The sequence below is a fragment of the Streptomyces sp. NPDC015032 genome, from assembly GCF_043080425.1.
Classification (GTDB): Bacteria; Actinomycetota; Actinomycetes; order Streptomycetales; family Streptomycetaceae; genus Streptomyces.
On sequence record NZ_JBIBVN010000025.1, the window covers coordinates 51,018 to 76,002 of the forward strand.

The 24,985-nt window shown below is 69.6% G+C and carries 19 protein-coding genes and 1 pseudogene; 15 read left to right on the forward strand and 5 right to left on the reverse strand.

All coding sequences use genetic code 11. The features are described from left to right. Nucleotides 1–54 precede the first annotated feature (54 nt). A complete protein-coding gene (locus ACF08M_RS28610; protein ID WP_072488263.1) occupies nucleotides 55–351 on the reverse strand; it encodes a type II toxin-antitoxin system VapB family antitoxin in 297 nt (98 codons plus the stop codon). Between the two features lie 411 nt (nucleotides 352–762). Further along, complete coding sequence (locus ACF08M_RS28615) at nucleotides 763–1,380, reverse strand: HhH-GPD-type base excision DNA repair protein (protein WP_392188144.1); 618 nt, start codon at nucleotides 1,378–1,380, stop codon at nucleotides 763–765. 311 nt (nucleotides 1,381–1,691) lie between these two features. On the opposite strand from ACF08M_RS28615, the gene ACF08M_RS28620 reads away from it, so the two are divergent. Both ACF08M_RS28620 and ACF08M_RS28625 read left to right on the forward strand, forming a co-directional pair. Continuing rightward, the gene (locus tag ACF08M_RS28620) at nucleotides 1,692–3,575 is read left to right on the forward strand and encodes an SMI1/KNR4 family protein (protein WP_392188145.1); all 1,884 of its coding nucleotides are present in this window, start codon (nucleotides 1,692–1,694) and stop codon (nucleotides 3,573–3,575) included. A 254-nt stretch (nucleotides 3,576–3,829) separates the two neighbouring features. Beyond that, a complete protein-coding gene (locus ACF08M_RS28625) occupies nucleotides 3,830–4,795 on the forward strand; it encodes a DUF4157 domain-containing protein (protein ID WP_392188146.1) in 966 nt (321 codons plus the stop codon). 6 nt (nucleotides 4,796–4,801) lie between these two features. On the opposite strand, the gene ACF08M_RS28630 is transcribed toward ACF08M_RS28625, so the two are convergent. Next, nucleotides 4,802–6,136 carry a hypothetical protein gene (locus ACF08M_RS28630; RefSeq protein WP_392188147.1) on the reverse strand — a complete coding sequence of 445 codons (1,335 nt, stop codon included), beginning with the start codon at nucleotides 6,134–6,136 and terminating at the stop codon, nucleotides 4,802–4,804. Nucleotides 6,137–6,346: 210 nt separating this feature from the next. Here ACF08M_RS28630 and ACF08M_RS28635 point away from each other — a divergent pair, with 210 nt between their 5' ends. The 5 genes and pseudogenes from ACF08M_RS28635 to ACF08M_RS28655 form a co-directional block, all read left to right on the forward strand. After that, on the forward strand, nucleotides 6,347–6,973 hold the full coding sequence (locus ACF08M_RS28635; RefSeq protein WP_392188148.1) for a response regulator transcription factor: 627 nt from the start codon (nucleotides 6,347–6,349) through the stop codon (nucleotides 6,971–6,973). A 388-nt stretch (nucleotides 6,974–7,361) separates the two neighbouring features. Beyond that, entirely contained in the window at nucleotides 7,362–9,359 is a 1,998-nt protein-coding gene (locus ACF08M_RS28640; protein WP_392188149.1) for an HYR domain-containing protein, read from the forward strand. Nucleotides 9,360–9,387: 28 nt separating this feature from the next. Continuing rightward, nucleotides 9,388–10,236: a DUF4255 domain-containing protein gene (locus ACF08M_RS28645; protein WP_392188150.1), complete on the forward strand. Its 849-nt coding sequence runs from the start codon at nucleotides 9,388–9,390 to the stop codon at nucleotides 10,234–10,236. Beyond that, complete coding sequence (locus ACF08M_RS28650; protein WP_392188151.1) at nucleotides 10,233–12,284, forward strand: ATP-binding protein; 2,052 nt, start codon at nucleotides 10,233–10,235, stop codon at nucleotides 12,282–12,284. The genes ACF08M_RS28645 and ACF08M_RS28650 overlap by 4 nt, the downstream gene beginning before the upstream one ends. 84 nt (nucleotides 12,285–12,368) lie before the next feature. After that, nucleotides 12,369–12,560 (forward strand): annotated as a pseudogene (locus ACF08M_RS28655) (hypothetical protein); the annotation flags it as partial. A 14-nt stretch (nucleotides 12,561–12,574) separates the two neighbouring features. Here ACF08M_RS28655 and ACF08M_RS28660 read toward each other — a convergent pair. Beyond that, complete coding sequence (locus ACF08M_RS28660) at nucleotides 12,575–13,195, reverse strand: hypothetical protein (protein WP_392188152.1); 621 nt, start codon at nucleotides 13,193–13,195, stop codon at nucleotides 12,575–12,577. A 106-nt stretch (nucleotides 13,196–13,301) separates the two neighbouring features. Then, on the reverse strand, nucleotides 13,302–16,808 hold the full coding sequence (locus ACF08M_RS28665; RefSeq protein ID WP_392188153.1) for a hypothetical protein: 3,507 nt from the start codon (nucleotides 16,806–16,808) through the stop codon (nucleotides 13,302–13,304). 232 nt (nucleotides 16,809–17,040) lie between these two features. Here ACF08M_RS28665 and ACF08M_RS28670 point away from each other — a divergent pair, with 232 nt between their 5' ends. From ACF08M_RS28670 to ACF08M_RS28705, 8 genes are all read left to right on the forward strand, one after another. Next, the gene (locus ACF08M_RS28670) at nucleotides 17,041–18,594 is read left to right on the forward strand and encodes a phage tail sheath family protein (protein WP_392188154.1); all 1,554 of its coding nucleotides are present in this window, start codon (nucleotides 17,041–17,043) and stop codon (nucleotides 18,592–18,594) included. Nucleotides 18,595–18,680: 86 nt separating this feature from the next. Then, nucleotides 18,681–19,124, forward strand: coding sequence for a phage tail protein (locus ACF08M_RS28675; RefSeq protein WP_072488539.1), 444 nt, complete (start codon nucleotides 18,681–18,683; stop codon nucleotides 19,122–19,124). Then, nucleotides 19,124–19,582: a hypothetical protein gene (locus ACF08M_RS28680; protein ID WP_392188155.1), complete on the forward strand. Its 459-nt coding sequence runs from the start codon at nucleotides 19,124–19,126 to the stop codon at nucleotides 19,580–19,582. The genes ACF08M_RS28675 and ACF08M_RS28680 overlap by 1 nt, the downstream gene beginning before the upstream one ends. Beyond that, entirely contained in the window at nucleotides 19,579–19,722 is a 144-nt protein-coding gene (locus ACF08M_RS28685) for a DUF6760 family protein (RefSeq protein ID WP_093896703.1), read from the forward strand. The genes ACF08M_RS28680 and ACF08M_RS28685 overlap by 4 nt, the downstream gene beginning before the upstream one ends. 836 nt (nucleotides 19,723–20,558) lie before the next feature. Then, nucleotides 20,559–21,608: a hypothetical protein gene (locus ACF08M_RS28690; RefSeq protein WP_392188156.1), complete on the forward strand. Its 1,050-nt coding sequence runs from the start codon at nucleotides 20,559–20,561 to the stop codon at nucleotides 21,606–21,608. A gap of 88 nt (nucleotides 21,609–21,696) precedes the next feature. Continuing rightward, a complete protein-coding gene (locus tag ACF08M_RS28695; protein ID WP_093549687.1) occupies nucleotides 21,697–22,134 on the forward strand; it encodes a phage tail protein in 438 nt (145 codons plus the stop codon). A gap of 5 nt (nucleotides 22,135–22,139) precedes the next feature. After that, complete coding sequence (locus ACF08M_RS28700; RefSeq protein WP_392188157.1) at nucleotides 22,140–22,943, forward strand: peptidase M23; 804 nt, start codon at nucleotides 22,140–22,142, stop codon at nucleotides 22,941–22,943. After that, nucleotides 22,943–24,958, forward strand: coding sequence for a VgrG-related protein (locus ACF08M_RS28705; protein ID WP_392188158.1), 2,016 nt, complete (start codon nucleotides 22,943–22,945; stop codon nucleotides 24,956–24,958). The genes ACF08M_RS28700 and ACF08M_RS28705 overlap by 1 nt, the downstream gene beginning before the upstream one ends. The last annotated feature ends 27 nt before the right edge of the window (nucleotides 24,959–24,985 follow it).

Genomic DNA, 24,985 nt, shown 5'->3' on the forward strand with positions numbered 1-24,985 from the left:
TAAGAGGTCCGCGGTGAACCTGGGGGCAGTCCGTGGGGAGCCCGTGAGGCCCCGTCAGCCGAGTTCGAGTACCCGGGCGTGGAGTACCTGGCGCTGCTGGAGCGCGGCGCGGACCGCGCGGTGCAGTCCGTCTTCCAGGTAGAGGTCGCCCTGCCACTTCACGACGTGCGCGAACAGGTCGCCGTAGAACGTCGAGTCCTCGGCGAGGAGGGTCTCCAGGTCCAGGTTGCCCTTGGTGGTCACCAACTGATCGAGGCGGACCGGGCGCGGCGCGACGTCCGCCCACTGCCGGGTGCTTTCCCGGCCGTGGTCGGGATAAGGCCGCCCATTTCCGATGCGCTTGAAGATCACACGGAAAGCCTACCGGGCAAGAGCCTCCGGGCGCAGCCATGGGGCGGGACTGTCATGCCGGCAAGAACGCCACAAAAGCGGGCATTCCGGAACCCGGGTCGTGATGAGTGACAGTGACAGTACGGGTGGAGGCCCGGGTCCGGGCGTCGGCGGCGGTTCGGACATCGGCGTGGCGCGGGACACCGGCGTGGTGCCGGGGGCGGGGTGTGGCGCATGGTGGCGGTGCGTCTGGGGGTGGCGTGGCGGCGGGCGATGGTGGTGAGTCAGACGGTTCGGGTGCGGCGTGCGACGGGCCTGCGGCGGCGTTCGGCGGGCGCGCGCGGTCGAGGGGGGCGTGCGTGCGGGGGTGCGGGCGTGCGTTGGGTGGTCGGGTACGGGTGGGGGTGGGGGTGCGGTGCCGGTACGGGTCGGCTACTTGTCGGCTGCGCGTTTGGCGGCCTTGGCCGCCTGCTTGGCCTGCTGCTTGAACGCGCGGACCTCGGCGAGTGACTCCGGTCCGGTGATGTCGGCCACCGACCGGTGCGAGCCCGCCTCGCCGTACGGTCCGGCCGCCTCCCGCCAGCCCGTCGGCCGGACTCCGAACTGCTTGCCCAGCAGAGCCAGGAAGATCTGCGCCTTCTGCGTGCCGAACCCCGGCAGGGCGTTCAGCCGTTTCCGCAGCTCGGCCCCAGTGGGGACATCGCTCCACACCGCGCTCGCATCGCCGTCGTACTCCGCCACCAGGTACTGGCACAACTGCTGGACCCGCTTGGCCATGGAGCCCGGATAGCGGTGCAGGGCAGGTTTGGCGGTGAAGAGTTCGACGAAGGCCTCCGGGGCGTACGCGGCGATCTCGTGGGCGTCCAGGTCGTCGCCGCCCATCCGCACGGCCAGGGTGTGCGGGCCGGAGAAGGCCCATTCCATCGGGACCTGCTGGTCCAGCAGCATGCCGACCAGAGCGGCGAGCGGGCTGCGTGCGAGGAGTTCGTCCGCGGCCGGCTCCTGGGCGATCCGCAGGGTGATGTCCTGGTCCTTGTTGGTCTTCGTCATGCCTTCAATCATCCCGACGGCGGCGTGGCCCGGCCACTCCGCTGTCCCTCGATGCAGCCGTTTGCCGCCGGATTCCGTTCGAGGAGTGAAGTGGAGGGCGGTGAAATGACGGGGAGCAAGGGAAGGGGAGGGGAGCAGAGGAAGGTGAGTAGAGGAAGGGGAGCGGAGAAGGGGAGCGGAGAGGGAGTAGAGAGAGCGGAGGGGGAGCGGAGACGGCAAGGCGATGCGGCGGGCGGGGCCGATGGCTACTGTCCGTGGATGCCGATGGGCGGCGGGCGTGACTGTCAGTGGTGGATGGCAGGCTCGGGGATGTGGACATCGACAACTGGAAGTTCTTTCTGGAGCGTTGGAGCCGGCACTGGGTCGCCACCAGGGACCTGCTCGATCCCGAGGAGGTCGAGGAGGAGGCCGACAGCGAGGCGGTGGTCGCCGGATCGCTGGCGCTGCCGGCCGCGACCGAGGAACAGGTGGTCGCGCTGGAGCAGCGACTGGGACTCGTGCTGCCGCCTTCGTACCGGGCGTTCCTCCAGGTCTCCAACGGGTGGCGGCATGCGAGCAGTTCGATCTACCTGATGGGGGTCGCGGAGCGCGTCGAGAGGCACGGCGACCCGTTCGATCTGCGAAAGCTGTACGAGGAGAACCTGGACGAGAGGTCCGGGCAGGCGGAGCGGCTGATGGCCGGAATGTGGGACCGGTCGTTGCAGTTGTCCCAGGACTCGGACATGACCGATGTCCTGCTCGACCCGGGTGACGTGGGCGAGGACGGCGAGTGGGCGGTGTATGTCTACCGTGGCTGGTCCGGTGATTTCCCGGACCGCTATCCGTCGTTCGCGGAGTTCATGCGGGCCATGTACCGGGAATTCCACTGCTGGTACGGCGACGATCCCCGGTTCGAGAACGAGATGACGCGCGAACTCGACGCCGCGGTGGAGCGGGCCCGGCTGGCCTGTCTGGCGGGGGCCGACATCGATGAACAGCTCGCGGTGTTCGACGAGGCCGACGGGTACGGAAGGGGCCGGGCCCGGCGGCTGCGGGACCAGATCCATGCCATGTTCACGCCGGTCACCCATGTCGCGGCGACCATCGACATGGACGACCCGTTGTACGTACGGGAGATCCTGCCGCTCATGGCGCAGGCGCACCGCAGGGTGAGCAGGGGCGACGACTGGTTCCTGAGACCGTACGACGACAGGGGCCGGGCCGGGGCGGAGGCCGCGCTGCGTGCGGCCGACGAGCGTTCCTTCCGGTACGAGCCGCCGGGGCCGTTCGGCCGGGCCGTCGCGGAGGCCCGTGAGCTGGCGCGCTGGGGCGATACGGAGGGGGCCTGGCGGATACTGGCCGCCGCGGTGCCCGACTGGGAGCCGTACGACACCGAACACGTCGCGCCCGTCGGACTTCTCGCCGATCCGTTCCTGGGGCCGGTCGTCACACCGGAGCGCGGACGGCAGATCCTGACCACGCCGCGCGCGGGACAGGGTTCGGCCCCGCGACCCGTGGAGCCCGCCGCCTCCACCTCGCCGACTGGGCCCGACGGGCTCGGCTGGCTGGCCGAATCCGATTCCGGTACGCACTCGGACGGCTTTCGCTTCGTCCTGGTCCAGGGCGTGGCGCCGCAGGAACTGGTGGAACGGCTCGGTGAGGGGCCGCTGTTGCCCGTGTGCTCCGAGAGCGACCTGCAGCAGTGGGGCCGGCAGAACGGACCGGTGGGAGAGGGGGCGCACGCTCGGATCGGATCGTGCGGCGGGGACTGGAGCTTCTTCTTCGAGAGCGGTCCCGAGCCCTTTCTGGAGGACCGGCTGACCGGCCTGGACGCGCGGGCGTCCCTGGGCACCAGGGCGATATCGGTCTGGTGCCCAGGGACCCGTGCTCCCGGAGGCTCCCCTTCCGTCACCGCTCCGCAGACCTTCCGCTTCTCGTACGCCGAGGACGGCCGGGAGGTGTACGGCTACACGCTCGACGGCGGCGTGCCCATGACGAGGGGCCCGCTTCCCGCGCCGCTCGGTGCGCTCCCGTCTGGTGGGCCCGCGCTCGACGCGATCGCGGCGGCATACGGGGTTTCGCTGCCCCGATTCGCCCTGAGGAGGGGGCGGTTGCACGCGGTGGCAGCGAAGTCGTGGACCGGGTCCCCGAGGCGGGGAGGGGGGCGTGTGGCCTTCACCGCCGTCGCGGTCCTGCGCACCCGCACGGCGGGCTGAAGCCTCCTTCCGTCCGCCCCTCACCGGGCCCCGCGGCGGGTCACTCGAAGGGTCGGGGAGGCGGCGGCGAGGGCGGGGAACGTGGCGAGGGACGCGGCGGGTCCGTACGAACGGCCCGGGTGCCCGAAGGGGCAGTGCCGGCTGCCCCCGGCCGACGGGGTCCGGGCTGGACGAGGCAGTGGCACGTCGTGAAGGTGGAGTGGTGGGGCCATCACGACGCGCCTTCGACCGGAGCGCGGTCAGGGGAGATGACGATGCACGCACAGGAATGGGACCAGGAACACGACCACGAGCGTGACCACGGGAACGGGCACGGACATGGCCAGGAGCAGGTGCACGACGAGGCCCCGCACGCGTCGGGGGCGGCCGATGGCCTGCAGGCGGCGGGAACCCCGCACCTCTACCGTGCGGCGGCCGCCGGGCGGGCCGATGTGGTCGGGGCCGCTGGCATGAGCGTGCTCCAGCGTGCGGTCGGCAACGGCGCCGTGAGGTCGATGCTCCAGAGGCAGGGGGAGGAGGAGCGTTCCCCCGTGCACGACGTGGTCTCGTCCGGCGGCGGGCAGCCCCTGGACACCGATACCCGAGCCGATCTGGAGGGACGGATGGGCGCGGACTTCTCCGACGTGCGCATCCACACCGGTTCCGCCGCGCACGAGTCGGCGAAGGGCGTGGGCGCCCACGCGTACACCGTCGGCAACAACGTGGTCTTCCAGCGCGATGCGTACGACCCGTCCTCGCCGCAGGGCCGCACCACACTGGCCCATGAGCTCACCCATGTGATCCAGCAGCGCAACGGCCCGGTGGAGGGTACCGAGGTGCCGGGCGGGATCCGGGTGAGCGACCCGTCCGACCGCTTCGAGCGGGAGGCCGTCGCGAACGCCGACCGGGTGCTGTCGGACCCGGCTCCTGCTCCTGCCCCGGACTCGGCGCGTGCCGCTGACTCCGACTCGGCGCGTGCTCCGGACTCGGTTGCGGAGGGTGCTTCGGCTTCCGGCCTGTCTGCGGCGCCTGCGACAGGCGCGGCCGGCCACGACGCGTCCCCTGCCGCGTCCCTCGCCGCGTCACCCGCCGCGTCCCCCGCCGTGACGTCCGCCGCGTCACCCGCCGTGCAACGGGCGGCGACGGAGGACGAGGACGAGCAACCCGCCGATGTGCAGGGCTCGTTCGTCCAACGGGCCGAGGAAGGGGCCGAGGAGGAGGAAGAGGCCCCGCCCGCCTGACCGGAGTCAGCCCGCGGTGTCCGTCCGCATCGTGCCACCGAGGAACAGCGATTCCGCACACCGCGAAGGCGCCGGGGCGTTCACGGGCTTGCCCACCTTCCGGCAGTCGACGGTCATCGTGACCTTGCCGCCCGCGGGCACCAGGATCGGCGTGACGAAGTGGTAGTCGGAGTCCCGGAAGTTCTCCAGCGCGAGGCGGAGCACGGGCGCGTTCCGGCCGGAGGAGACCACGAGCGTGCCCGCGTCGCCCTGCGGGTTCTGGACCACGATGTCCGTCAGCTGGAAGGTGTGCCCGCGGGGCACCTGCAGGGCTGTCGAGGTGTTCGACCCGCCGCCCACCGAGTCCCTGACCTGCACCTGTGCGCTGGTCGGAGCGGCGGCCGCCGGGCCGCTGTCCGCACCGCCGGAGGTGCCGGGGCTCGGTGAGGGGCTCGGTTTCGGTGAGCCGCCGTTCGCCTTCGAGGTGTCACCGCCGCCCGAGTCCGCTCCTCCCGTCGAACCGGCGTCAGGAGCCTTGCTCTTGTCGGCCGCGGCGGCGGAGCGGACCGCGTCCGGCGTGATCGCCTCCCGGGCCGCCGACTTCACGGCCGGTCGCAGCAGTGCGTACCAGAGCCCGACCAGCGCGATCAGCAGAACAGCCGCGGTGATGAGTGCCCGGGGAAGCCAGCGCGGCAGGATCGGCTCCTGCTGGTACGAACCGTCCAGGACCACCGGCGCGACCGGAGGCTGACCCTCCGCCACATCCGGTGTGGCGACCACCTGGAAGGGATGGGTGACCGGCGTACCGCGCCACACACGCTTCGCCGGCCGGATCCGCAGCTTCCCGAACTCGGCCCGGCCGGGTTCGATCCGCAATGTGTCCGCCGCGAACGCGACCCGGGCCCGCTCCGTCCCCGACCGGGCCCCCAGTCGCACGGTCGTCGGGCTGTTTCCCCGGTTGTCGACGGCGAGTTGGTGCCTGCCGCGCCAGGCGCCGTGCGAGCTGCGCGGTACCAGCTCGGCGGTCGTCTCGGTGAAGGGGAGTACGGTCACCCGCCCTTCGGGCACCACCGTGCCGCCCTCCTCGCTGGTGGGCACCACCCGTATTCCGAAAGGAGTCTCCCCCGCGAGTACGGTCGAGTCGCGGGGCGGTCGCAGTACCAGGGAGACGGTCCGGGAGTCGCCCGGATACAGGGACAGAGTCGCCGGCTCCACCGCCGACCAGGCGGCACACGCACCGACCACCTCGAAGCGGTACTCCTCGACGGTGCTGCCGGAGTTGAGGATCCGCAGGGGGAGGCTCGTCTCCTCGCCCGGTGCGGCAGTGACGGACGAATCGTCGAGGCTTGCCGTGAGACTCATACGGCGCACCGTAGGGGCGGTGCGCAACGCCGGCATCGGCAGTGAAGGAACACATCCGGGCAGATTCTGTGCCCGGATCGGCTTTTTTGTTTCCCCGTAGGTATACGCGGGAATCGTTTGACCGCCTCAGGACGAAAGAGGCACACGAAAGCAGCCGTGATGGTTGTGTTCAGTGTGATGCCATCGGCTGTTGCCCAGGGGGAGCTTGCCATGGAGCGCACCACTGTCGCATTACGGGCCCAGGATCCGATCTCGCAGGCGGGCGTGGCCAGTCAGCTACGAGCCCGGCCCGAGGTCAGCGTGACGGAGTGGGGGGAGGGCGACGCCTCACCTCAGATCGTGGTCGTCGTCGTGGACGCGGTCGACGAGGAGGTGCTGACGATGCTGCGCCACATTCAACGCACCAGCACCTCACGCACCGTCCTCGTCACCACGGACATCGACGAGCAGAAACTGGTGAGCGCCGCGGAGTGCGGTGTCGCCGGTGTGGTCAGGCGCTCCGAGTCGACCCCGGAACACCTGGTCCAGGTCATCGGGACGGTGGCACGGGGCGAAGGCCATCTCCCGTCCGACCTGCTGGGAAGGCTGCTGGAGGAGGTCGGTCGCCTCCAGGGACAGGTGCTCGGCCCACGCGGACTGCACTTCACCGGTCTCGCGGCGCGCGAGGTGGATGTGCTGCGCCTGGTTGCGGAGGGGTACGACACCGCGGACATCGCGACGAAGCTGGCATATTCCGAGCGCACGATCAAGAACGTGCTGCATTCGGTGATGACCCGGCTGCAGCTGCGGAACCGCTCGCACGCGGTGGCGTACGCGATGCGGCAAGGGCTGATCTGAGCGGTCCGGCACGCGTGCGTCCGGTGGGTGCGGTACCTGCCCGAAAGGGCATTGGCGGCTTCCCGGAGGTGTGACTCCCGCACCGCTGCGGTCCGTTCGTGCGTACGGGACCGTGGGGCCCGGTACGCCGATCGGCCGAGGGTGGGGGAGGACTTCCGTGCGCTGGTTCCAGCCGCTCCAGCGGGCTTCGTGGTCGCGGACGGGCCGGTCGGCCGGGCTGCGGTCGGTCGGGTTGCGGTCGGCCAGGCCCCGGTTGCTCCAGCCCTGGTCGCTTCGGCTTCGGTTGCTCCGGCCCTGGCCGTTCCGGCTCTGGTCGTTCTGGCCCTGGTCGCCCCGGCGGCCCAGGTCGCTCCGGCCCCGGTCCTCGGCCTCGCGCAGGACTTTCGCCGTGCTCCGTGTCCCGGCGTTGGCCCTGCTCCTCGTGGTCACCGGCATCGCGCCAGGCTCGGCCGTGACCTCACGGGCGCCGACGGTGGAAGTACCCGAGCCCTGGGTCACCCCCGCCGAGTTCGCCGACGCGGTCGACCCCGGCGGCTCCACGGGCGTGGCCAAGCAGGTGCGTACACCCGCGATTCCGCCGAAGCCGGATGTGGTGCTGCTGGTGGACGGTACCGCCAGCATGGCCGACCCGATCAAGAGCGTGCAGGACAACCTGCCCAAGATCACCGACAGGATCCTCGCCGAGCAGCCCGACTCCCGGTTCGCCGTGGCCACGTTCGGGGATCAGGAGGGCGACCCCAACGCCGGTTTCAGCGTGCTCCAGGGGCTGACGGACGATCTCGACGCGGTACAGAAAGGCGTCGACAAACTCGACACCGCGCTGGGCGGCAAGAGCCGCGGCCCGTCCGAGGACTGGATCAACGGGCTGTGGCAGATCGCGAACGGGTCCGGTGGCCAGACCGTTTTCCGTGACGGGGCGAGTCCGGTCGTCGTGCTGGTCGGCGATGCCTCCAGCCACGCCCCGAGCAACGGTCACACCATCGACGACACGATCTTCGATCTTCAGGACCGGAGCGTCCGGGTGATCGGTGTCGATGTGGCGAGCACGATCGGCGACGGACTGAACGGCAACGGCGACGCCGGTGATCCCGAATACGTCGAGGATCCGCTCACCACCCCCGGCCAGGCCACCCGCATCATCAACGCCACCAACGGCCGCCTGCTGGAGGGGATCGACGGCGACAAGGTCGCGGAGGCGATCGCCGAAGGCTTCAACAACCTTCCCACCACGGTCGGTTACCGGCTCGACAACTGCGACCCGTCCCTGACGGTTTCCCTGGATCCCCCCACGCGCGGCGTGACCAGCGGAGACACCGCATCGTTCGCGGAGAACATCGATGTCGCCGCGGACGCGCCGCAGGGCACCACTCTGACCTGCACGGTCCAATTTCTGCTGGGCACCCAGGCCCCCGGTGCGGAAACGATCGGGCCGGCCGCGGCCGCCGATCCGGACTTCCAGGAGCAGATCAGCATCGAGGTGAACGACGTCGACGCGCCCGTCGTCACCGTGGACGATCTGACCGTCCGGGCCAAGGACAAGAAGGGCGCGCGCGTGACGTACTCCGCCACCGCCCAAGACACCACCGACGGCACCCTCCCCGTGACCTGCACCCCGCCCTCCGGCTCGCTCTTCCCGCTCGGCAGCACCACGGTGACCTGCTCGGCGACCGACTCGGCGGGCAACACGGGAACGGACACCGCGCAGATCGAGGTCCTGGAGGCCCCGGTGCCGCCCTCGGTGGACGTGTCGATGAAGGTCGATGTCAGCCCGGACCGTACCTACACCGGCCGCCCGGCCCGTGCCCGCTTCACCGTCACCAACGCGGGCCCGGACCCGGCGACGGGCGTGGTCATCGGCTCCACCTGGCCGACACCGTCCCGGGCGAAGGACCGCAGCCTGCCCGCCCTGCCCCGCTGCACCGCGGCGAAACCGTGCACCATCCCGGCCGGTGGCCGTATCGAGGTGACGCAGACCGCGACGTACCGCGCCGCGATCACCGGGGACGTACGGGCGAGTGTGCGCGGCACGCTGCCCGACCGCCGGAAGGCCAACAACCAGGACACCGACCGGCTGCGCGTCCTGAAGCCCTCGCTGACCGTCACCCCGCAGGTCGCCAAACCGGGCCAGCCGGTACTGGCCCGGGGCAAGGACTACCCGCCGGGCGCGATCGTACGTTTCACGTGGAACACCGGGCTCACCCCCGGGGGAGCGGTCGCCACGGTGGGCCGCGACGGCACCTTCGAAGTGCAGGTCCTGGTCCTGCGGAAGGACAAACTCGGCCCGCGCGAGCTGCGGGTGGACTCGCGCGACCTCAGCCGGCTGCAGAAACCGGTCCTGGTGGTCCAGCGGAATCTCCAGCCACCGGACTTCGCGGGCCGCGCGTGAGCGCCGACGACTGTACGGGAGTGATCGGGTGATCCACGAGGTCGACGACGTACTGCGCGCCCTGATCAGGGCGGAGGTGCTCGAAGGCGGTCAGATCGCGGTGGTCTTCGACGCCCCGACCCGGGAGTGGGCGGCGAAGGTCAACGCACCCATGGTCAACCTCTATCTCTACGACATCCGCGAGGACATGCGCAGGCGCGAGCGGGGTCTGCACAACGAGTACGACGGGCGCGGCACGGTCGTCGCGCGCCGCCGCCCGCCCCGGTTCTTCAAGCTGTCGTACCTGATCACGGCATGGACGAAGCGCCCGGAGGACGAGCACCGGCTGCTCTCGTCGCTGCTCGGCTGCCTGCTGCGTTACGAGGCGCTGCCTCCGGAGCGGCTGACGGGCACACTGGCCGAGATCGGGGCGGCCGTACCGATGTCGATCGCGCTGCCGCCGCCGGAGGACCGCTCGTTCGCCGATGTGTGGAGCGCGCTGGGCGGTGAGCTGAAACCCTCGCTGGACCTAGTGATCAGCGTGCCGGTGACGGCATCCCCGAGCTATGTGGTCGGCCCGCCGGTCCGGGACGAGGGCCTGCAGGCCCGCTTCGGGGACGTACCGGAGGAGGCCGAGCCGTTGTCGGAACCGATACCGGGGCGCGGCGGGCTTCCGGTGTACGGAGGCCGGCCGGGCAGGCCCGGCGGTCCTGGCGGGGGCGTCCCCCGTACCCCCGACACGGAACGGCGGCGCGGCCTGTCCCTCCGCATCGCGGAGACCCGGAAGGCCCGTACGGGGACGGGGGAGGCTCGTACGGAGACGGGGAAGGCTCGTACGGAGACGGGGAAGGCTCGTACGGAGACGGGGAAGGCTCGTACGGAGGACAGCGCCGAATGACCACCGCGGGTGAAACGACCACCGTGGACGATCCGAACCTGCGCCATCTCCTCGCCCGCGCGGTGGCGGTGGAGCAGCGCATCCGGCGGGCGGTCGAGGCCCGGCAGCTCACCGATCCGGACCCGGACGACGCCTTCCGCGGCCTCTACCTCACGGACGAGAACATCGCCCGCCTGCTGGACGAGAACGAGGCCCGTGCCTTCCCGTACCCCGTACCGGGCTCCAGTGAGGCGCCGACGGAACGGTCCAGACTGACCTCCCTGGCAGGCGAGTTCGGCCTCACCGACCTCGATGTCGAGGTCCTCCTCATCACGCTCGTACCGGATCTCGACGACCGCTTCGAGGCGTTCTACGGCTACCTGAACGACGACGTCACCCGCCGTCGCCCGTCCATCGGCCTGGCCCTGGGACTCTGCGGCCTGTCCCCCGCCGACGAGGCGGCGCGCGGCCGGCTGTCGGCCCTCGCCCCGCTCCGCGAGAGCCGCCTCCTCCTGGTCGAGGACCTGGACCGCCCGTTCCTGAGCCGTGCGCTCCGCGTCCCCGACCGGGTCACGGCGCACCTCCTGGGCGACGACACCCCCGCCCCGCGTCTGGCGGATCTCCTCGCCCCCTGGCACGCCGTACCGGGCGTCGGCGATCCGGCCCCGCTGGCCGCCGCCCTCGCCCGGGGTGTCCCGCTCGTCTACCTCCGAGAGGACCAGGGCGGCGCGGGCACGGCCCTCGCGGCCTCCGCGCTGACCCACGCGGGCCACCGGGTCCTGGGCCTGGACCTGGCACGACTGGCCGAGGACCCGTCCCCCGCCGAGGCCGTCCGCTCCCTGGTCCGCGAGGCCCGGCTGACCGGCGCCGGTCTGGTCTGCGCCCCGCTCGACGCCGTCTCCCGCGAACAACCGGGACTCCTCCGGCTGCTCGCCGGAACACCGGTCCCCACGATCCTGGTGGGCCGGGCTCCCTGGGACGCAGCCTGGTCCGCCGCCCCGCCCCTGCTCCTGCATGCCCCGCGCGTGGAACCCTCGACCAGGGCGGCCCTCTGGACCGACGCGTACGACGCCCCCGTTCCCGCGACCATCGACGTGGACCGCCTGCTCTCGCCGTTCCTCCTCACCCCGGAACAGATCACCCGGGCCGCCCGGGGCGCCGCCCAGACCACCCACCTGGACGGCGGCGCCCTCACCCCCGACCACGTCCGCCAGGGCGCTCGCGCCCAGAATGCGGCGGGCCTGGATCGCCTCGCCCGCCGCATCGAACCCACCGTCACCTGGAACGATCTGGTCCTCCCCCCGGACACTCACGCCCAGCTCCGCGAACTGACCGCCCGCGCGCGCCATCGCGACCGGGTCCTGGGGGAGTGGGGCATGCGCCCCGGTGGCGGCAGGGGCCGTGGTGTGTCGGCCCTCTTCGCCGGTGACTCCGGCACCGGCAAGACGATGTCCGCCGAGGTCATCGCCGCAGACCTGGGCCTGGACCTCTACACGGTCGATCTGGCGACGGTGATCGACAAGTACGTGGGCGAGACGGAGAAGAACCTGGAACGGATCTTCTCCGAGGCAGCGGGCGTGAACGGCGTCCTCCTCTTCGACGAGGCGGACGCGATCTTCGGCAAGCGCTCGGACGTGAAGGATGCCCACGACCGCTACGCGAACGTCGAGAGCGCGTACCTCCTCCAGCGCATGGAGTCCTTCGACGGCCTGGCCATTCTCGCCACCAACCTCCGGGCCAACCTGGACGACGCCTTCACCCGCCGCCTGGACCTGGTCATCGACTTCCCGGTCCCGGACCCCGAACAGCGCCTCCTGCTGTGGGAACGCTGCCTGGGCCCCGTACTCCCCCGGGGCAAGGACCTGGACATCGCCTTCTGCGCGGAGAACTTCGAGCTGGCGGGCGGCAACATCCGCTCGATCGCGGTGACGGCCGCGTACCTGGCGGCGGACACGGGCGAGCCGGTCACGATGCCGACGCTGATCCACGCGATCCAGCGCGAATACCAGAAACTGGGCCGGCTGACGCTGGCGTCGGAGTTCGGGCCGTATCTGGGACTGCTGGCCTGAGGTGCGACACCTCGCACATCCTGATGCTCAGACCTTGATGATCCGTACCCGGTCCCCGCACAGCAGCCCCAGATCCTCGGGGTCCGCCTGCGCAACGGCGAGGTGGGGCTCGCCACCGCCGTGGACGAACTGCTCTGCCGCCACCCGCCGGTCCTGACCTTCCGCCACACCCTGCCACCCGGCCCACTCCACCTTGCGGCCCCACCGCGCCGGCTGGTGTCGAACTTCATCGACGGCCTGAAGTCACTCCCGGTGCACGTGGTGTCCTACGCCTGACAACCGTCCGAGCGTCAGGTGGCAGATGACAGAACTGACGGGACCCGGGCTGCCGCCAACTCCGGGTCGAACCTCAGGGGGGCGCGACGGTCTCCCCGGTACTCGCCGAAGATTTCCGCACGTGCATTCACCAAGCCCCAGGTGGCTATGACGTATTCGAGGTAGTCGTCGAGGTAGGTCACCCGTGATTCTTCGTACGAAGCCCAGTAATCATTGAGCAACATCATTTTCCAGTACTCGTTGGAGGGCTGAACGACAAAGGCCATGGCATAGAAACCATCGACGAGATCGAAGGGGCGCAGCATTCTCTCGAACTCGATCTCGGGATAATTGTGACCGTCGAAGTCGAACTGCGCCTCGCCCTCGTCCTCTTCCTCGTCGAGTTCGAGGGAAGGCAGAGAATATTCTTCGTCGAAGAGCATGTCCTCAAGTGGGAGGATTTGGATGGATCCCGCCGTAGTGTAGAGGTTGTGGCGGCTGACGGCCTTGGCGAATTCCTCGGCCACTGCGATACGAGTCTGCTCGTCGAGGTCCGGGCGGAAACGCCAACGCAATTTTGCATGTGAAAGTGATCGGTACAGCCGTCGGAGCGAGTCCGGCAAATCGGCTCCCAGTCGTTCCTCGACTTCTGTCAAGGATTCCTCCGGGAGTGGCGAACCGATTTCGAAGCAGGTCAATTCCAGTCGAGGATCTCTGCGGATCCTTTCGGCCAATCCTTGCAGTTCGACGCGAAACTCTGATTTAACGAACATGGTACTTTTCGGCCTCCTGTCGAATTTTGTTCTCCGCGCTGCCGCTCTCGCTCTCCCCATTTTCTACGAACTTACCGTTCTCGAAGATCACCTGATAGTGCCACTCGTACGTCAACGGCACATGATCCTCTGCGTTAAGAATCGCCTTCTTTCGTTCGATATCAGGATCGCCTGCCCGCTCCCATTTGGTGATGATGTCCTGTTTGTTGGGGCGCGTTCCGAACGTGAGTGTGACGGTGTATCTCACCCCTTTATTCTCGTCATTGACCAGCTTCTTCACCTTCTTTTCACTCCCCTTGGCGAACAGTCCGTTTCCGCTGTAGGACTGGGGTGCGAGATTCGACCAGGTGTCCCCCGGGCCGTGTACGAGGTGATTGAGAAGATGCCCCATCACGTAGAAGCGGCGACTGCTGCTCCGCTTTTCATATCGGGTTACCAGGATGTCCCAAGCCGGGCCGCTGAGACTCTCGTGGGGCGGGCTTCCTTCAGGGCCTTTTTCTGTGAGTATTGTTGCAGTCATCGATGTGGCGAATCCGCCAGAATTAAGTGCTCCGTAGATCGGTGGAGCTGATTCCGGGAGTTCCTGGCTGTCTCCTATGATTTTTATTGTTGCTGTGGCGAGCCGGCCCAGAAGTGCAGCTATCTGTGGCTTCTTCTTGGCGTCGCTCATATTGGACGCTTCTATGGTCTCGATCTTTTCCAGTATTCCGGCTGCCGTGGCCTTGGCATCCTTTCGTTCGCTGTCGCTATCGGGAATGTTGATCGTGTCCAGGTATTTCTGATATTCCTTCTCGTTGCTCCGGATCACCAGAATTGCGCTACGTCCCTCGCCTCGGAACGTCAATGTGTGAGACTCGCCGTTCGGTGCCTTCAATCCCTTCTTTAGATGCCACCATTCCGCCTTGCCTTTCGGGTCTTCGTCCTGTTCGGATTTGGGCTGTCCCGGAGTGTTGTTCTTGAGCTTCCCCTTGCCTTTGAGCTCTGCCCAGAGCTTTTTTCCCGCCCTGACTATGAAGGACACGATCTTGTCTATGGCTCGGTTCACAGGGCGGGCCACGGCGTGGAAGACGGACTTCACCTTGTTGGCGAGGGAGCCGATGCCCAGGAGAGAGGCGAGGAAGCCGATCAGGAGGGGGATGCTGGCTGCCAGGGCTGTTTCGACCATTTTTGGGACGCCTGCCGAACCCCCGTTGGCTATGGCGACGACCGCGTCCAGGACCGCGTTGACGAACTCCACTATCTGGGCGCCCTGGTTCACGATGAACGTGACGATGTCGATGATTCCCTTGACCGCGCGGACGAACGCGGAGGCGGGGTTGAGGAGGGAGATGATCCAGGTGATGCCCGCGATGATGACGGTGGGGATCAGGTAACTGGTGAGTTTTTCGAGGATGGTGGCCTTGAGGTCGCCGGCCTCGGATTCGATTTCCTTGACGGCGCCTGCGGGGCCCTCGGTGGCGAGTTTCTTTGCTATGGGGACGGAGGACTCGACCGCGCTCATGGCCTGGTCGGGGATGCCCTTGCGGGTGATGCGGGCGCGGATGTTGGCCCACGTCAGGCCGAGAAGGGAGGCGATGAGCTGGATGATGCCCTTGAGGTCGAACTTTTGCGGTAATTCGAGGCCGGCCTTGACCGCGGTGCCCAGGAGCCAGGAGACGACGCCAGTCTTGAGGTGTTCAGCGACGTTGGTGATGAAGAGGTTGAGGCCCGCGCCGACGGCTCGTACAAGGTTGCCGAGGAAGCCGATGGGGTCCTTGATGATCTTCATGATCGCCGAGGCGGCCTTGGCGAGGATGCCGAGGAGGAGGTTCGTCAGCTCCTTGATCGTCTTGAGGGCGCCGACAATCGCGTCCTTCGCCTTCTGGACCAGGCCCTTGTTGGCCTCCTGGAGCTTCTTGATCTCCTCGTCGACCTTGTTCAGCGCGGCGGTGTATTTGTTGGCGAGGTCCTGGACGAGTTGTTCGGACTTCTCGTTGACACTTGCTTCTAGGTCGTCGAATTTCCCCGCGAAGTCCTTCGCCGCGTCTTCGCCGAACTGGCGGAGGTCGGCGGGGAGTTTGTCGACCTCCGCCTTCAGTTCGGTGCGGCCCTTGGCGATGCGGGCCTTTGCCTTGCCGAGTTCGGTGCCGATGAGGTCGGCGACCGAAGAGATGACGGTCTGCATCTTCGCCACGTAGAGCTTGCGGGCTTCCTGGAAGAGGTCGTTGGCCTCCTTCGGCATGCCCATGATCTTGTCCTTGGCCCATTTCGCCGGGCCGAACATGCCTGAGTAGCGCTTGTCCTTGTAGGCCTTCATCCGGCGTTTGTGGTCGGCGGTGAACGCGTCCCGGGCCGCCTTCTCACCCGTCGTGAACGCGGTGTCGACCTTCTTGTCCAGTCCGGACAGGGTCTCCTCGACGTCCTTCTTCGTGCCGTCGTAGACCTTCTGCAGCTTCGCGGTGACCTCGGCCCGCCGTTTCTCGTCCTTCGACTTCGTCTCGCCCTTGCCGCCGTCGACCTGCTTGCCGGCCGAGGCACGGGTCGCGGTCAGGGCGTTCATGGCCTGGGCACCGGAGGCCGCCGCACCCGCCTTCGCGGTCGAGAGTTGTTGGGCTTCGGCCGTCCTGCCCTTGGCCGGGGCCTTCGCGGAGTCGGCCTCGGCCGTCTTCTTCGTGGACAGGGCCTGGTCGAACTCCGGCTCGTTGCCCTTGGCGAGCTGGTCCTCGGTGACCTCGGCGTCCGCCAGGGCCTTGTCGTTCTCCGCGCGGCACTGGGAGAAGTCGGTGACCGAGGCCGGCTGCTTCGCGGGGATCGCGTCGGTCGCGGACGGGGCGCCGGGGTTGGGCGGGGGCTGGTCGGGGGACAGGGGCGTGACGGGTTTGTCCTTGGCCGCCGAGGTGTCCGGCGGGGCCTTCGTCGCCGTGTCGATGTCCTTGGCGGAGGAGTCCTTGCCGTCCTTGACCTTGCCGTCGACCTCGTCCTTGATCTTGTCGGCCTTGCCGGACGTGGAGAACTTGTCGGCCTGGTCGAGGTTCTTGGGGGCCTGCGCGTCGATCGCCTTGTTCACCGCGTCGATGAACGCCTGCTTGTTGAACTCGCCCGGCTTGGCCGCGTTCATCTTCTCCGCGTTTGCCGCCTTGCCCTGGGCCTCCTTGTCGTCAGGAGGCGCGACCGCCGCGTCCTGCGCCGACTTCGACTCGGAGGCGGCGGGGGAATGGTGGGACAGGCGGATTTTCTTGGCCGCGACGTCCGCCTTGACCTTGCGGAAGCCCGGGGCCTGAGCGGGGGACGGCTTCACCGGGGCCGTGTAGCGCTGGGCGACCAGGCGGGAGACGGCCCTGTTGCCCGCCGCGCGTTGCAGGCGTTGCAGGTTGCGGGGGGTGGGGGCTGGGCGGTCGCCCGGCGGGCGCTCCGGTGCGGTCGTCGTACGGGAGACGTCCGTACGCGGGCCACCTGTACGAGAGGAAGCGTCGCCGGTACGGCCAGAGGCGGGGCCCTTCTCCGGAACCGCCCTCATCCGCCCTCCCGGCCGCAGATGTCCCTGTCGGCGTCCCAGGGTGTGTGCGGGGCCCGCGCGATACGCAGGGCAGGAGCACCGCGATCGGGGCAGCGCCCGGCGGTACGTACAGCGCGAGAGCGTTGCCTGATCGGGCAGCGGCCGGTGCACGGGCGGGCGGCCGAGTGTCCGTTCCCGGTGATCGCCGCTCTCGCAAGAATTGCGGGCGTTCCCCGGCCAAGGAGAGACTCACATGCCGTCGTATCTGTCCCCGGGCGTCTACGTCGAAGAGATCGAGTCCGGATCCCGGCCGATCGAAGGGGTGGGCACCTCGGTCGCCGCCTTCGTCGGCTTCGCGCAGAAGGGCCCGTTCGACGAGCCGACGCTGATCACCAACTGGAGCCAGTTCGCCGGTACGTTCGGTGACTTCGTCGACGGCACGTATCTCGCCTCCGCCGTCTACGGATTCTTCGCCAATGGCGGCGGCGTCTGTTACGTGGTGCGCATTGGTGACGGTACGGAGCCCCCGGCCGAGGACGGGAGCGGCCGGGCCGACGGCGGGCAGCTGCCCGCCGGTTCGGAGACGCAGCTCGGGCCGTATGCCGTGCGGCCGCGCCCCGGCGTGGCCGGTGAGATCGCCGTCGAGGTGTCGGAGGTGGAGGGAGACGATCCGCCCTCCGACGTCTTCCAGCTGATTGTGAGGCGGGACGGGCAGGTCGCGGAGACCTACCCGGGTGTCACGACCAAGCGGAGCAAGGAGAACGTCGCCACCCGGGTCAACGCCACGTCGGAGCTCATCGAGATACGGGAGTCCGGGCGCGGTGCCGCGCCTGCCAGACCGGAGCCGCAGAGCGTCACCCTGGCGCCCGCGGCTCCTGCGTCCCCCGGAGCCGGGGCGCTGAACCCCGAGGTGTACGTCGGCGATCCCGACCGCCGGACCGGGCTCGGCGGACTCGAAGCCGTCGAAGAGGTCACCACGATCGCCGTGCCGGACCTGATGAGTGCGTACGAGCGCGGGCTGCTGGACCTGGAGTCGGTCATCGCCGTGCAGCAGGGGCTGATCAGCCACTGCGAGCTGATGGGCGACCGCGTCGCCATCCTCGATCCGCCGCCCGGGCTCAGCCCGCAGCAGATCCGCGCCTGGCGCACCGGCCGCGCCAACTTCGACTCCAAGTACGCCACGCTCTACTACCCCTGGATCAAGGTCGCCGACCCGTCCTCGGGACGCGCGCAGCTGGTCCCGCCGAGCGGCCACATCGCCGGGGTCTGGGCGCGCAACGACGAGTCGCGCGGCGTGCACAAGGCCCCCGCCAACGAGGTTGTACGAGGGGCGGTCGCCCTCCAGACGCAGCTGACCAAGGGCGAACACGATCTGCTCAACCCGATCGGGCTGAACTGCATCCGGTCCTTCCCCGGACGCGGCATCCGGGTCTGGGGCGCGCGCACCCTGGCCTCGGACCCGGCCTGGCGCTACCTGAACGTCCGGCGCCTCTTCAACTACCTGGAGGAGTCGATTCTCGCCGGGACGCAGTGGGTCGTCTTCGAACCGAACGACGACGCCCTGTGGGCCCGTATCCGGCGCACGGTCTCGGCGTTCCTGGTCAACGAGTGGCGCAAGGGGGCGCTCTTCGGGCTCACCCCGGAAGAGGCGTTCTACGTCAAGTGCGACCGTGAGACCAACCCGCCGGAAAGCATCGACGCGGGTCAGGTCATCTGCGAGATCGGGGTGGCCCCGGTCAGGCCGGCCGAGTTCGTCGTCTTCCGCCTCTCCCAGCTGACCGGGGGCACGGGCGGCGTCGACGAGTAGCGCGCCGGGAGCCGGGCCGAGCAGTACGCGGACGTCCTGAGGTCCTCCAAGCGGCAAAAGCGGCAAAAGCAGTAAAGGAGCCTGTTGTGCCACTTCCCGATCTCGACAGCACCGTCGGGGCCTCCTTCGGCCTCGAATTCGACAGCGTCGTCATCAAGCAGATCACCGAGGTCAGCGGTCTGAAGATGGAGCAGGACGTCATCGAGCTGAAGCAGAACACCGCCGACGGCCGCTACGCCATCAAGAAGCTTCCGGGCCGGCCGAAGGCCGGGGAGGTGACCGTGACCCGGGGCCTCACCGAGGACAACAGTTTCGAACGATGGATCAAGGACTCCCGGTTCGGCCGGATGACCGCGGCCCGCCGCAACGGCGCCGTCATCGTGTACGACCACGAGGGCATCGCCATCAAGCGCTACAAACTCATCAACGCCTGGCCGAAGTCGCTGGAGATCGGCACCCTCAAGGCCGGTGACACCTCGGTCCTGACGGAGAAGCTCGCGATCACCTACGAGAGCATGGAACTCGACTGATGCGACGTACGGCTCCGGCACAGGCCCCTGAACGGCCGGACGCGCATCTCCCGGCGGGCGCGAGCGGGCGGTCCGGCCAACGGGAGCCGCTGCGCACTGAGTTCACCTTCGAGCTGCCCCGCGGGTACGTCGACGATGCGGGTGTCGTGCACCATACGGGCGTCATGCGGCTCGCGACCGCGCGCGACGAACTCGTACCGCTGCGGGACGACCGGGTGCGGGAGAACTCCGCGTACCTCTCGGTCGTGCTCATCGCCCGGGTCGTCACCCGGATCGGCACGATCGATGACATCCACCCCGGCATCATCGAGGACCTCTTCGCCTCCGACCTGGCTTTCCTCCAGGACTTCTACCGGCGGATCAACGCCGAGGGACACACGCGCGCCGCCGTCACCTGTCCGTCCTGCCAGGAGGAGTTCGCGGTGAATCTCGCCGGTGGCCGCCTGGGGGAATCGTGACGTACGCGGCCGACCTGCTCTACGAGGAGGTCGCGTACCTCGCCTATCACTTCCACTGGCCGCTCGATGAGCTGCTGGACCTGGAGCACCCGGAACGACTGAGGTTTGTCGCGCAGATCGCTCGCCTCAACGGGCAGTAGCGAACAGCGCAGGGAGGGCGGGAGAATCCATGGGCCTGATGTCCTGGCTGCGTGGTGGCGGGCGCGCGGAGACGAGTGCGAGTACGGGTGCGGAGGCGGGCAGTGCGGGCGCCGTGCCGCCGGCGCCGCCGCGCGAACGGGTCGATCTGGCCGAACTGCCGCCGATCCAGCGGACCCTGGGCGCTCAGGATCTGGTCATCGACCCCTCCGGATTCCAGGGATCGCTTTCCACCCGTCAGGATGCTTCGCTCGGGACACCCCTCGGGCATCTGGTCAGCCCGGACGCGCCCACCGGGCTGGTGCATGGGGTCACCGCCCCGGCCTCCCCGGCCACCGTGGACCGTCCGCCATCGGTGCAGCGGTCCGTGGAGCGTTCGGTGGAGCTGCCGGTCGGGGCCAGGGCCGGGACCGGGGCCGTTCCCCTGTCCGTTCCCCGGTCCGTCCCTCTGCCCGCGCCCGTGCCCGTGCAGCGCGTTGTTCCGGGTGATGCGCCCGCGATGACGTCGGCCGGGGAATCCGCCGTGGCAGAGTTGCCGGTGCGCCAACTGGTGGGTGAGCAGCCTCTTGTGGCGGCATCCGAATCGGCTGCGCCCGCGACCGCGCACCCGCAGCCACCGCTGTCTCCGTCTCCGTTCCCCTCCCCTTCCCCCTCCCCTTCCCCCTCCCCGGCTCCGACTCCGCCCGTTCAGCGATCGGTGATGACGCCCACCCCCGGCTCGGCCCGGCGCACGCCCGGTCTTGGCGCGCCCATATCCGCACTGCCGCCAACGGCGCAGCGACAGACCGCCGTTGAGGGTCCGGCTGCGGAGCCCGGGGGGACTCCGGCTACCCGGAGCGTGACGGGCGGTGGTGTCGGTGAGGTCTCCGAGGCCGTTCAGGTGGCCGTGGCCCCGGAGGCGGAAGGTGGCCCCGGTGGGCCCACCGCGCCGCTGCTCGGCGACTCTCCCTTGCTCCCCGCCGCGTCGGACCCCACACCGTCGGCTTCCACGTCGGCGGTGCAGCGGACTCCCGCCGTGGAGCCGCAGGCTCCCCTGGCGCCGCCCCCGGCCACCGCTCCGGTCGCGCCGCTGCTCGCCGACCGGCCCGTGACGCTGCAGAACGGGCGCGGTGGCGGGCCGGGGGCCGTACAGCGTTCCACGGTGGAGGAGGTGGCACCGTCCGCGTCGGTCGGTGCGGGGCTGGGGCCGGAGCCCGGGCCGGGGTCCGGGCCGGCGTCCCTGGCCGATGCCGTTCCGGTGCGCTGGACGTCCGGCGGGGCGGGTGCGCCGCCGATTGCGGCGGTGACACCGTCCGTACCGGGGGCGCTGCAACGTACCGTCACGGCGTCGGGGCAGGCGACGGGCGCGCCTTCCCCGCCGCTTCCCGCCCTGCAGCGCCAGGCAGCCGGGGGGCCGCCGGTGCCCCGTTCCCTGCCGGGTTCCGGTGGCCGTGCCGCACCGTCCACCAGCCACACGCCCTCCGTGTCCTCCGCGCCCTCCTTCACCTCGGCCGGTTCGGTCGCCGTGGCCGCCGGGGTGGCGCAGCGGATGGCCGACGGCAGTGTGGTCTTCGGGTCACAGCCCCCGCCGTACGCGCCGCCCGTCGTCCAGCGCGAGACGGAGACCGAGGAGCCACCGCCACCGGATCCGCCCCGGGAGGCAGCGCCCGAACCCGAACCGGAGCCCGAAACGGAGCCCGGAACGGAGCCCCAACCGGACCCCGGAGCCGCGACCGGGGGCCACGGCGCATCCGGCGCTCCCGGCCATGCGGCCGCCCCAGGAGGTGCGCCGGTCGTCACCGACGAACTGGTACGCGCCCTGTACCCACCCCTCAGCAGGCTCTTCAAGGCGGATCTGCGGCTGGAACGCGAACGAGCGGGGTTCCTCATCAACACCCGGCATTCATGAACGGCACCCGGCATTCATGCACGGCACCCGGCACTCATGAACGGCGACGAACAGCAGCGACACCACAGGGAAGCGAGAGGTACGTGCCATGGCCACCGCCCAGGACAACGATCCCGCCGTCAGCGTCTGCTTCGTCGTCACGATCGACGACATCGAACTCGGGTCGTTCAACACATGCGACGGGCTGGGCTGCGAAGTGGTGCTCGAAACACGTGAGGAGGGCGGCAACAACGGGCATCTGTGGCAGCTGCCGACTCGCCTGAAGTACTCCAACGTGAAGCTGTCCAGGCCGCTGACCAAGGAGACCGAGAAGGTGGCCCGCTGGTTCGCCACCATGACGACCGGGTTCAGCCGCAAGACGGCACACATCGAGGCGCGGACCGGGGACGGGCAGAAGGTGGCCCAGTGGGGGCTGCTGGAGGTCGTGCCCGTCCGCTGGACCGGCCCGTCCTTCACCCCCGAATCGCCCAAGGTCGCGATGGAGACGATCGAGATCGCCCATCACGGCTATGTGATGGAGGGCTGAGCGTCGTGAGCGGTGCGGGTCCCATCGCGTTCAGCGCCGCCGGTACGCCGGGCGCGTCGGCGGGGGCGAAGGGCAAGGGAGGTTCGGCCCGGCCCAAGCTGGAGCACGCCTATCTGGAGCTGCGGACCCCGCCGACCGGCGGCGGCCTCACGCCCGGCGGTCCATGCGGACGGATCGACTTCCAGTTCAACCCCAAGGAGCTGAGCCTGACCAAGGCCGCCTCCTGGAAGCGGAGTCCGGCCAAGGGCGCCAAGAGTTCGGGACCGCCGGAGTACCAGGGCTCGCAGCCCAGCAAACTCACCGTGGAGATGTTCTTCGACGCCAGCGACACCCAGGACACCCGTGTCGTGACCTCGGTGGAGCAGCTCTTCGCCTGCTGTGTGCCGACGAGCGAGACCCGGCAGCAGCAGCGGTCGTCGCCGCCGTGGGTGGTCTTCCACTGGGGCGGGCTGACCGGGTTCCCCGGCTACGTGAGCCAAGTGCAGGCGAAGTACACCCTGTTCACCACTTCGGGTGTGCCGATCCGGGCCGTCTGCCAGGTGACGATGGAGGAGATCAGCGGCGACACCCCGGGGCAGAACCCGACGTCCGGGGCGCTCGTGGCCCGTCGGGTCCACCGGCTGGACGCCGGGGACTCGTTGCCGTCGCTCGCCCAGCGCGAGTACGGCGACCCGGCCGCCTGGCGGGTGATCGCGGAGGCGAACGGGATCGACGACCCGATGCGCCTCGCCCCCGGGCGGCAACTGCTGCTCCCCGCGCTCGACGAGCTGGGCCGGCTCGAAGAGACCCGGGACAGGGGGCGGTCCTGATGGCGCAGCCGGGCGTCGCGACGGCGCTGGTGGTGGAGTTCGGCGGCCGGCCGCTGCCGCCCACGTTTGTGAACACGCTGGTCGAGGGGTACGTCGACGACAGCCGGACGCTCCCCGACCTGTTTCTTCTGCGCTTTCGCGACCCGGACCGGGTGCTGCTGGAGCGGACCGGACTGAAGATCGGCAGCGAGGCCCGGCTGCTGGCCCGCGCAGGTGGCGACACGGCACCGAAGCCGCTGCTGAAAGGGGTGGTCACCGCTCTGGAGGTGGAGTTCGACGAGACCGGCACCTTCACAGTCGTACGCGGGCTCGACGAGTCGCACCGGCTGTTCCGGGGCCGGCGGGTGGCCAGCTACCAGAACATGACGCTCGCCGACATCTGCGCCCAGGTGGCGCAGCGCGCCGGACTGAAGCCGGGAAAGGTCGACGTGGCCGGCCCGGTACTCGAACACATTGCCCAGCCCAACGTCACCGACTGGGAGTTCGTGCGCGACCTCGCGGAGGAGGCGGGTGCCCAGGCGTACGTGCTCGACGGGCAACTGCACATCACCCGCCCCGCCGAGGCGAGCGGCGCACCGGACGGTTCGGCGCGGGCCGACCGGAATCCGCTGGTCCTGGAGATGGGCAGCAATCTGCTGCGCTGCCGGGCCGGGGTGTCCTCCGCGGAACAGGTCTCCGAGGTCGAGGTGCGCGGCTGGGACGTCAAGACCAAGCAGCCACTGGTCGGGCGGGCCCCCGCGGGCAAGTCGGCGACGCTGGAGCTGGGGGTGAGCGCGGCCGAGGTGTCCGCTCCGTTCGGCGAGGCACGTTTCGTGGTCACGGACGCGGCGTACGGGGCTCAGGCGCAGGTGGACCAGGCGGCGAAGGCCCTGGCGGAGCGGATCGCCGGATCGTTCGCCGAGCTGGAGGCGGTGATCCGGGGGAACCCGGAGGTGCGGGCGGGCAGTGCGGTGGCGCTCAACGCGGTGGGGGCGCCCTTCGAGGGCCGGTACACGGTCACGTCGTCGCGGCACGTCTTCGATCCGGTGCGCGGGTACGAGACCTGGCTCACCGTCTCCGGGCAGCAGGAGCGCTCGCTGTTCGGGCTGACCGGCGGAGGGCCGGGGTCCGGCGGGTCCGGAGCAGGGGCCGGAGGCGGGTCGCGCTGTGCCGGCCTGGTCAGCGGGACGGTCACGGACACCCAGGATCCGGAGGGTTCGGGCCGGGTCAAGGTGCGGTTTCCCTGGTTGTCGGACGAATACGCGAGCGACTGGGCCCGTACGGCGCAGTCGGGCGGGACGAGCGGCGGGGAGGCGTTCATCCCCGAGGTCGGGGACGAGGTTCTGGTGGGGTTCGAGCATGGGCACCTGGAGCGTCCGTACGTCCTCGCCGGTCTGTACAACGGGAAGGACCGGCCGTCGCAGGGGAGTGGTGGCGGCGGTGGTGGTGCAGGCGGGAGACCGGGCGGCGGTGGGGCGGCGGGGGCGGCTGGTGCGGTGGCCGACGCGGTGACCGGTGCCCCGGCCACATCCGGCTCCGACCCCGGCTCGGCCCCCGGCTCCGCGGGCGGTGCGCCGCTGGTGGACCCGACCAGCGGCGCCGTCAACCGCCGTTCGGTCGCATCCAAGAGCGGGAACCAGCTGGAACTCCTGGACGGCGCGGACGGGCCACAGGGCGTACGCCTGCTCACCGGTGACGGAAAGCTGAAGATCGACCTCGATCGCAGGGGCACCGTGATCGTGATCAACAGCGACGGCAGTGTGAACATCGAAGCCAAGCAGCAGGTGTCCATCAAGGCGGCCCGCGGGGTCGCGCTGGACGGCGGCCAGGGGACCCTCGAACTGAGCGGTGACAGCGTCACGTTGAAGTCCCGCAGCGGAGTGAACGTCGACGGCGGGAACGGCGAGGTCAAGCTCTCCACCGGCGGCACGGTCGATGTCCGGGGCGCCCAGGTCGCGGTCAACGGAACGCAGCGCACGGACATCAAGGGCGGCGGCTCCCTGGCCATCAACGCGCCCCTGGTGAAGATCAATTGACGGCACGGACGCCCCCGGCGACCGAAC

What these genes read in the sequence shown, in the direction of transcription:
- ACF08M_RS28670 (WP_392188154.1), top strand. Translation starts at nt 17,041, where the DNA reads ATGCCGTCGTATCTGTCCCCGGGCGTCTACGTCGAAGAGATCGAGTCC.
- ACF08M_RS28635 (WP_392188148.1), top strand. Translation starts at nt 6,347, where the DNA reads ATGGAGCGCACCACTGTCGCATTACGGGCCCAGGATCCGATCTCGCAG.
- ACF08M_RS28615 (WP_392188144.1), bottom strand. Translation starts at nt 1,380, where the DNA reads ATGACGAAGACCAACAAGGACCAGGACATCACCCTGCGGATCGCCCAG.
- ACF08M_RS28680 (WP_392188155.1), top strand. Translation starts at nt 19,124, where the DNA reads ATGCGACGTACGGCTCCGGCACAGGCCCCTGAACGGCCGGACGCGCAT.
- ACF08M_RS28665 (WP_392188153.1), bottom strand. Translation starts at nt 16,808, where the DNA reads ATGAGGGCGGTTCCGGAGAAGGGCCCCGCCTCTGGCCGTACCGGCGAC.
- ACF08M_RS28625 (WP_392188146.1), top strand. Translation starts at nt 3,830, where the DNA reads ATGCACGCACAGGAATGGGACCAGGAACACGACCACGAGCGTGACCAC.
- ACF08M_RS28650 (WP_392188151.1), top strand. Translation starts at nt 10,233, where the DNA reads ATGACCACCGCGGGTGAAACGACCACCGTGGACGATCCGAACCTGCGC.
- ACF08M_RS28630 (WP_392188147.1), bottom strand. Translation starts at nt 6,136, where the DNA reads ATGAGTCTCACGGCAAGCCTCGACGATTCGTCCGTCACTGCCGCACCG.
- ACF08M_RS28695 (WP_093549687.1), top strand. Translation starts at nt 21,697, where the DNA reads ATGGCCACCGCCCAGGACAACGATCCCGCCGTCAGCGTCTGCTTCGTC.
- ACF08M_RS28705 (WP_392188158.1), top strand. Translation starts at nt 22,943, where the DNA reads ATGGCGCAGCCGGGCGTCGCGACGGCGCTGGTGGTGGAGTTCGGCGGC.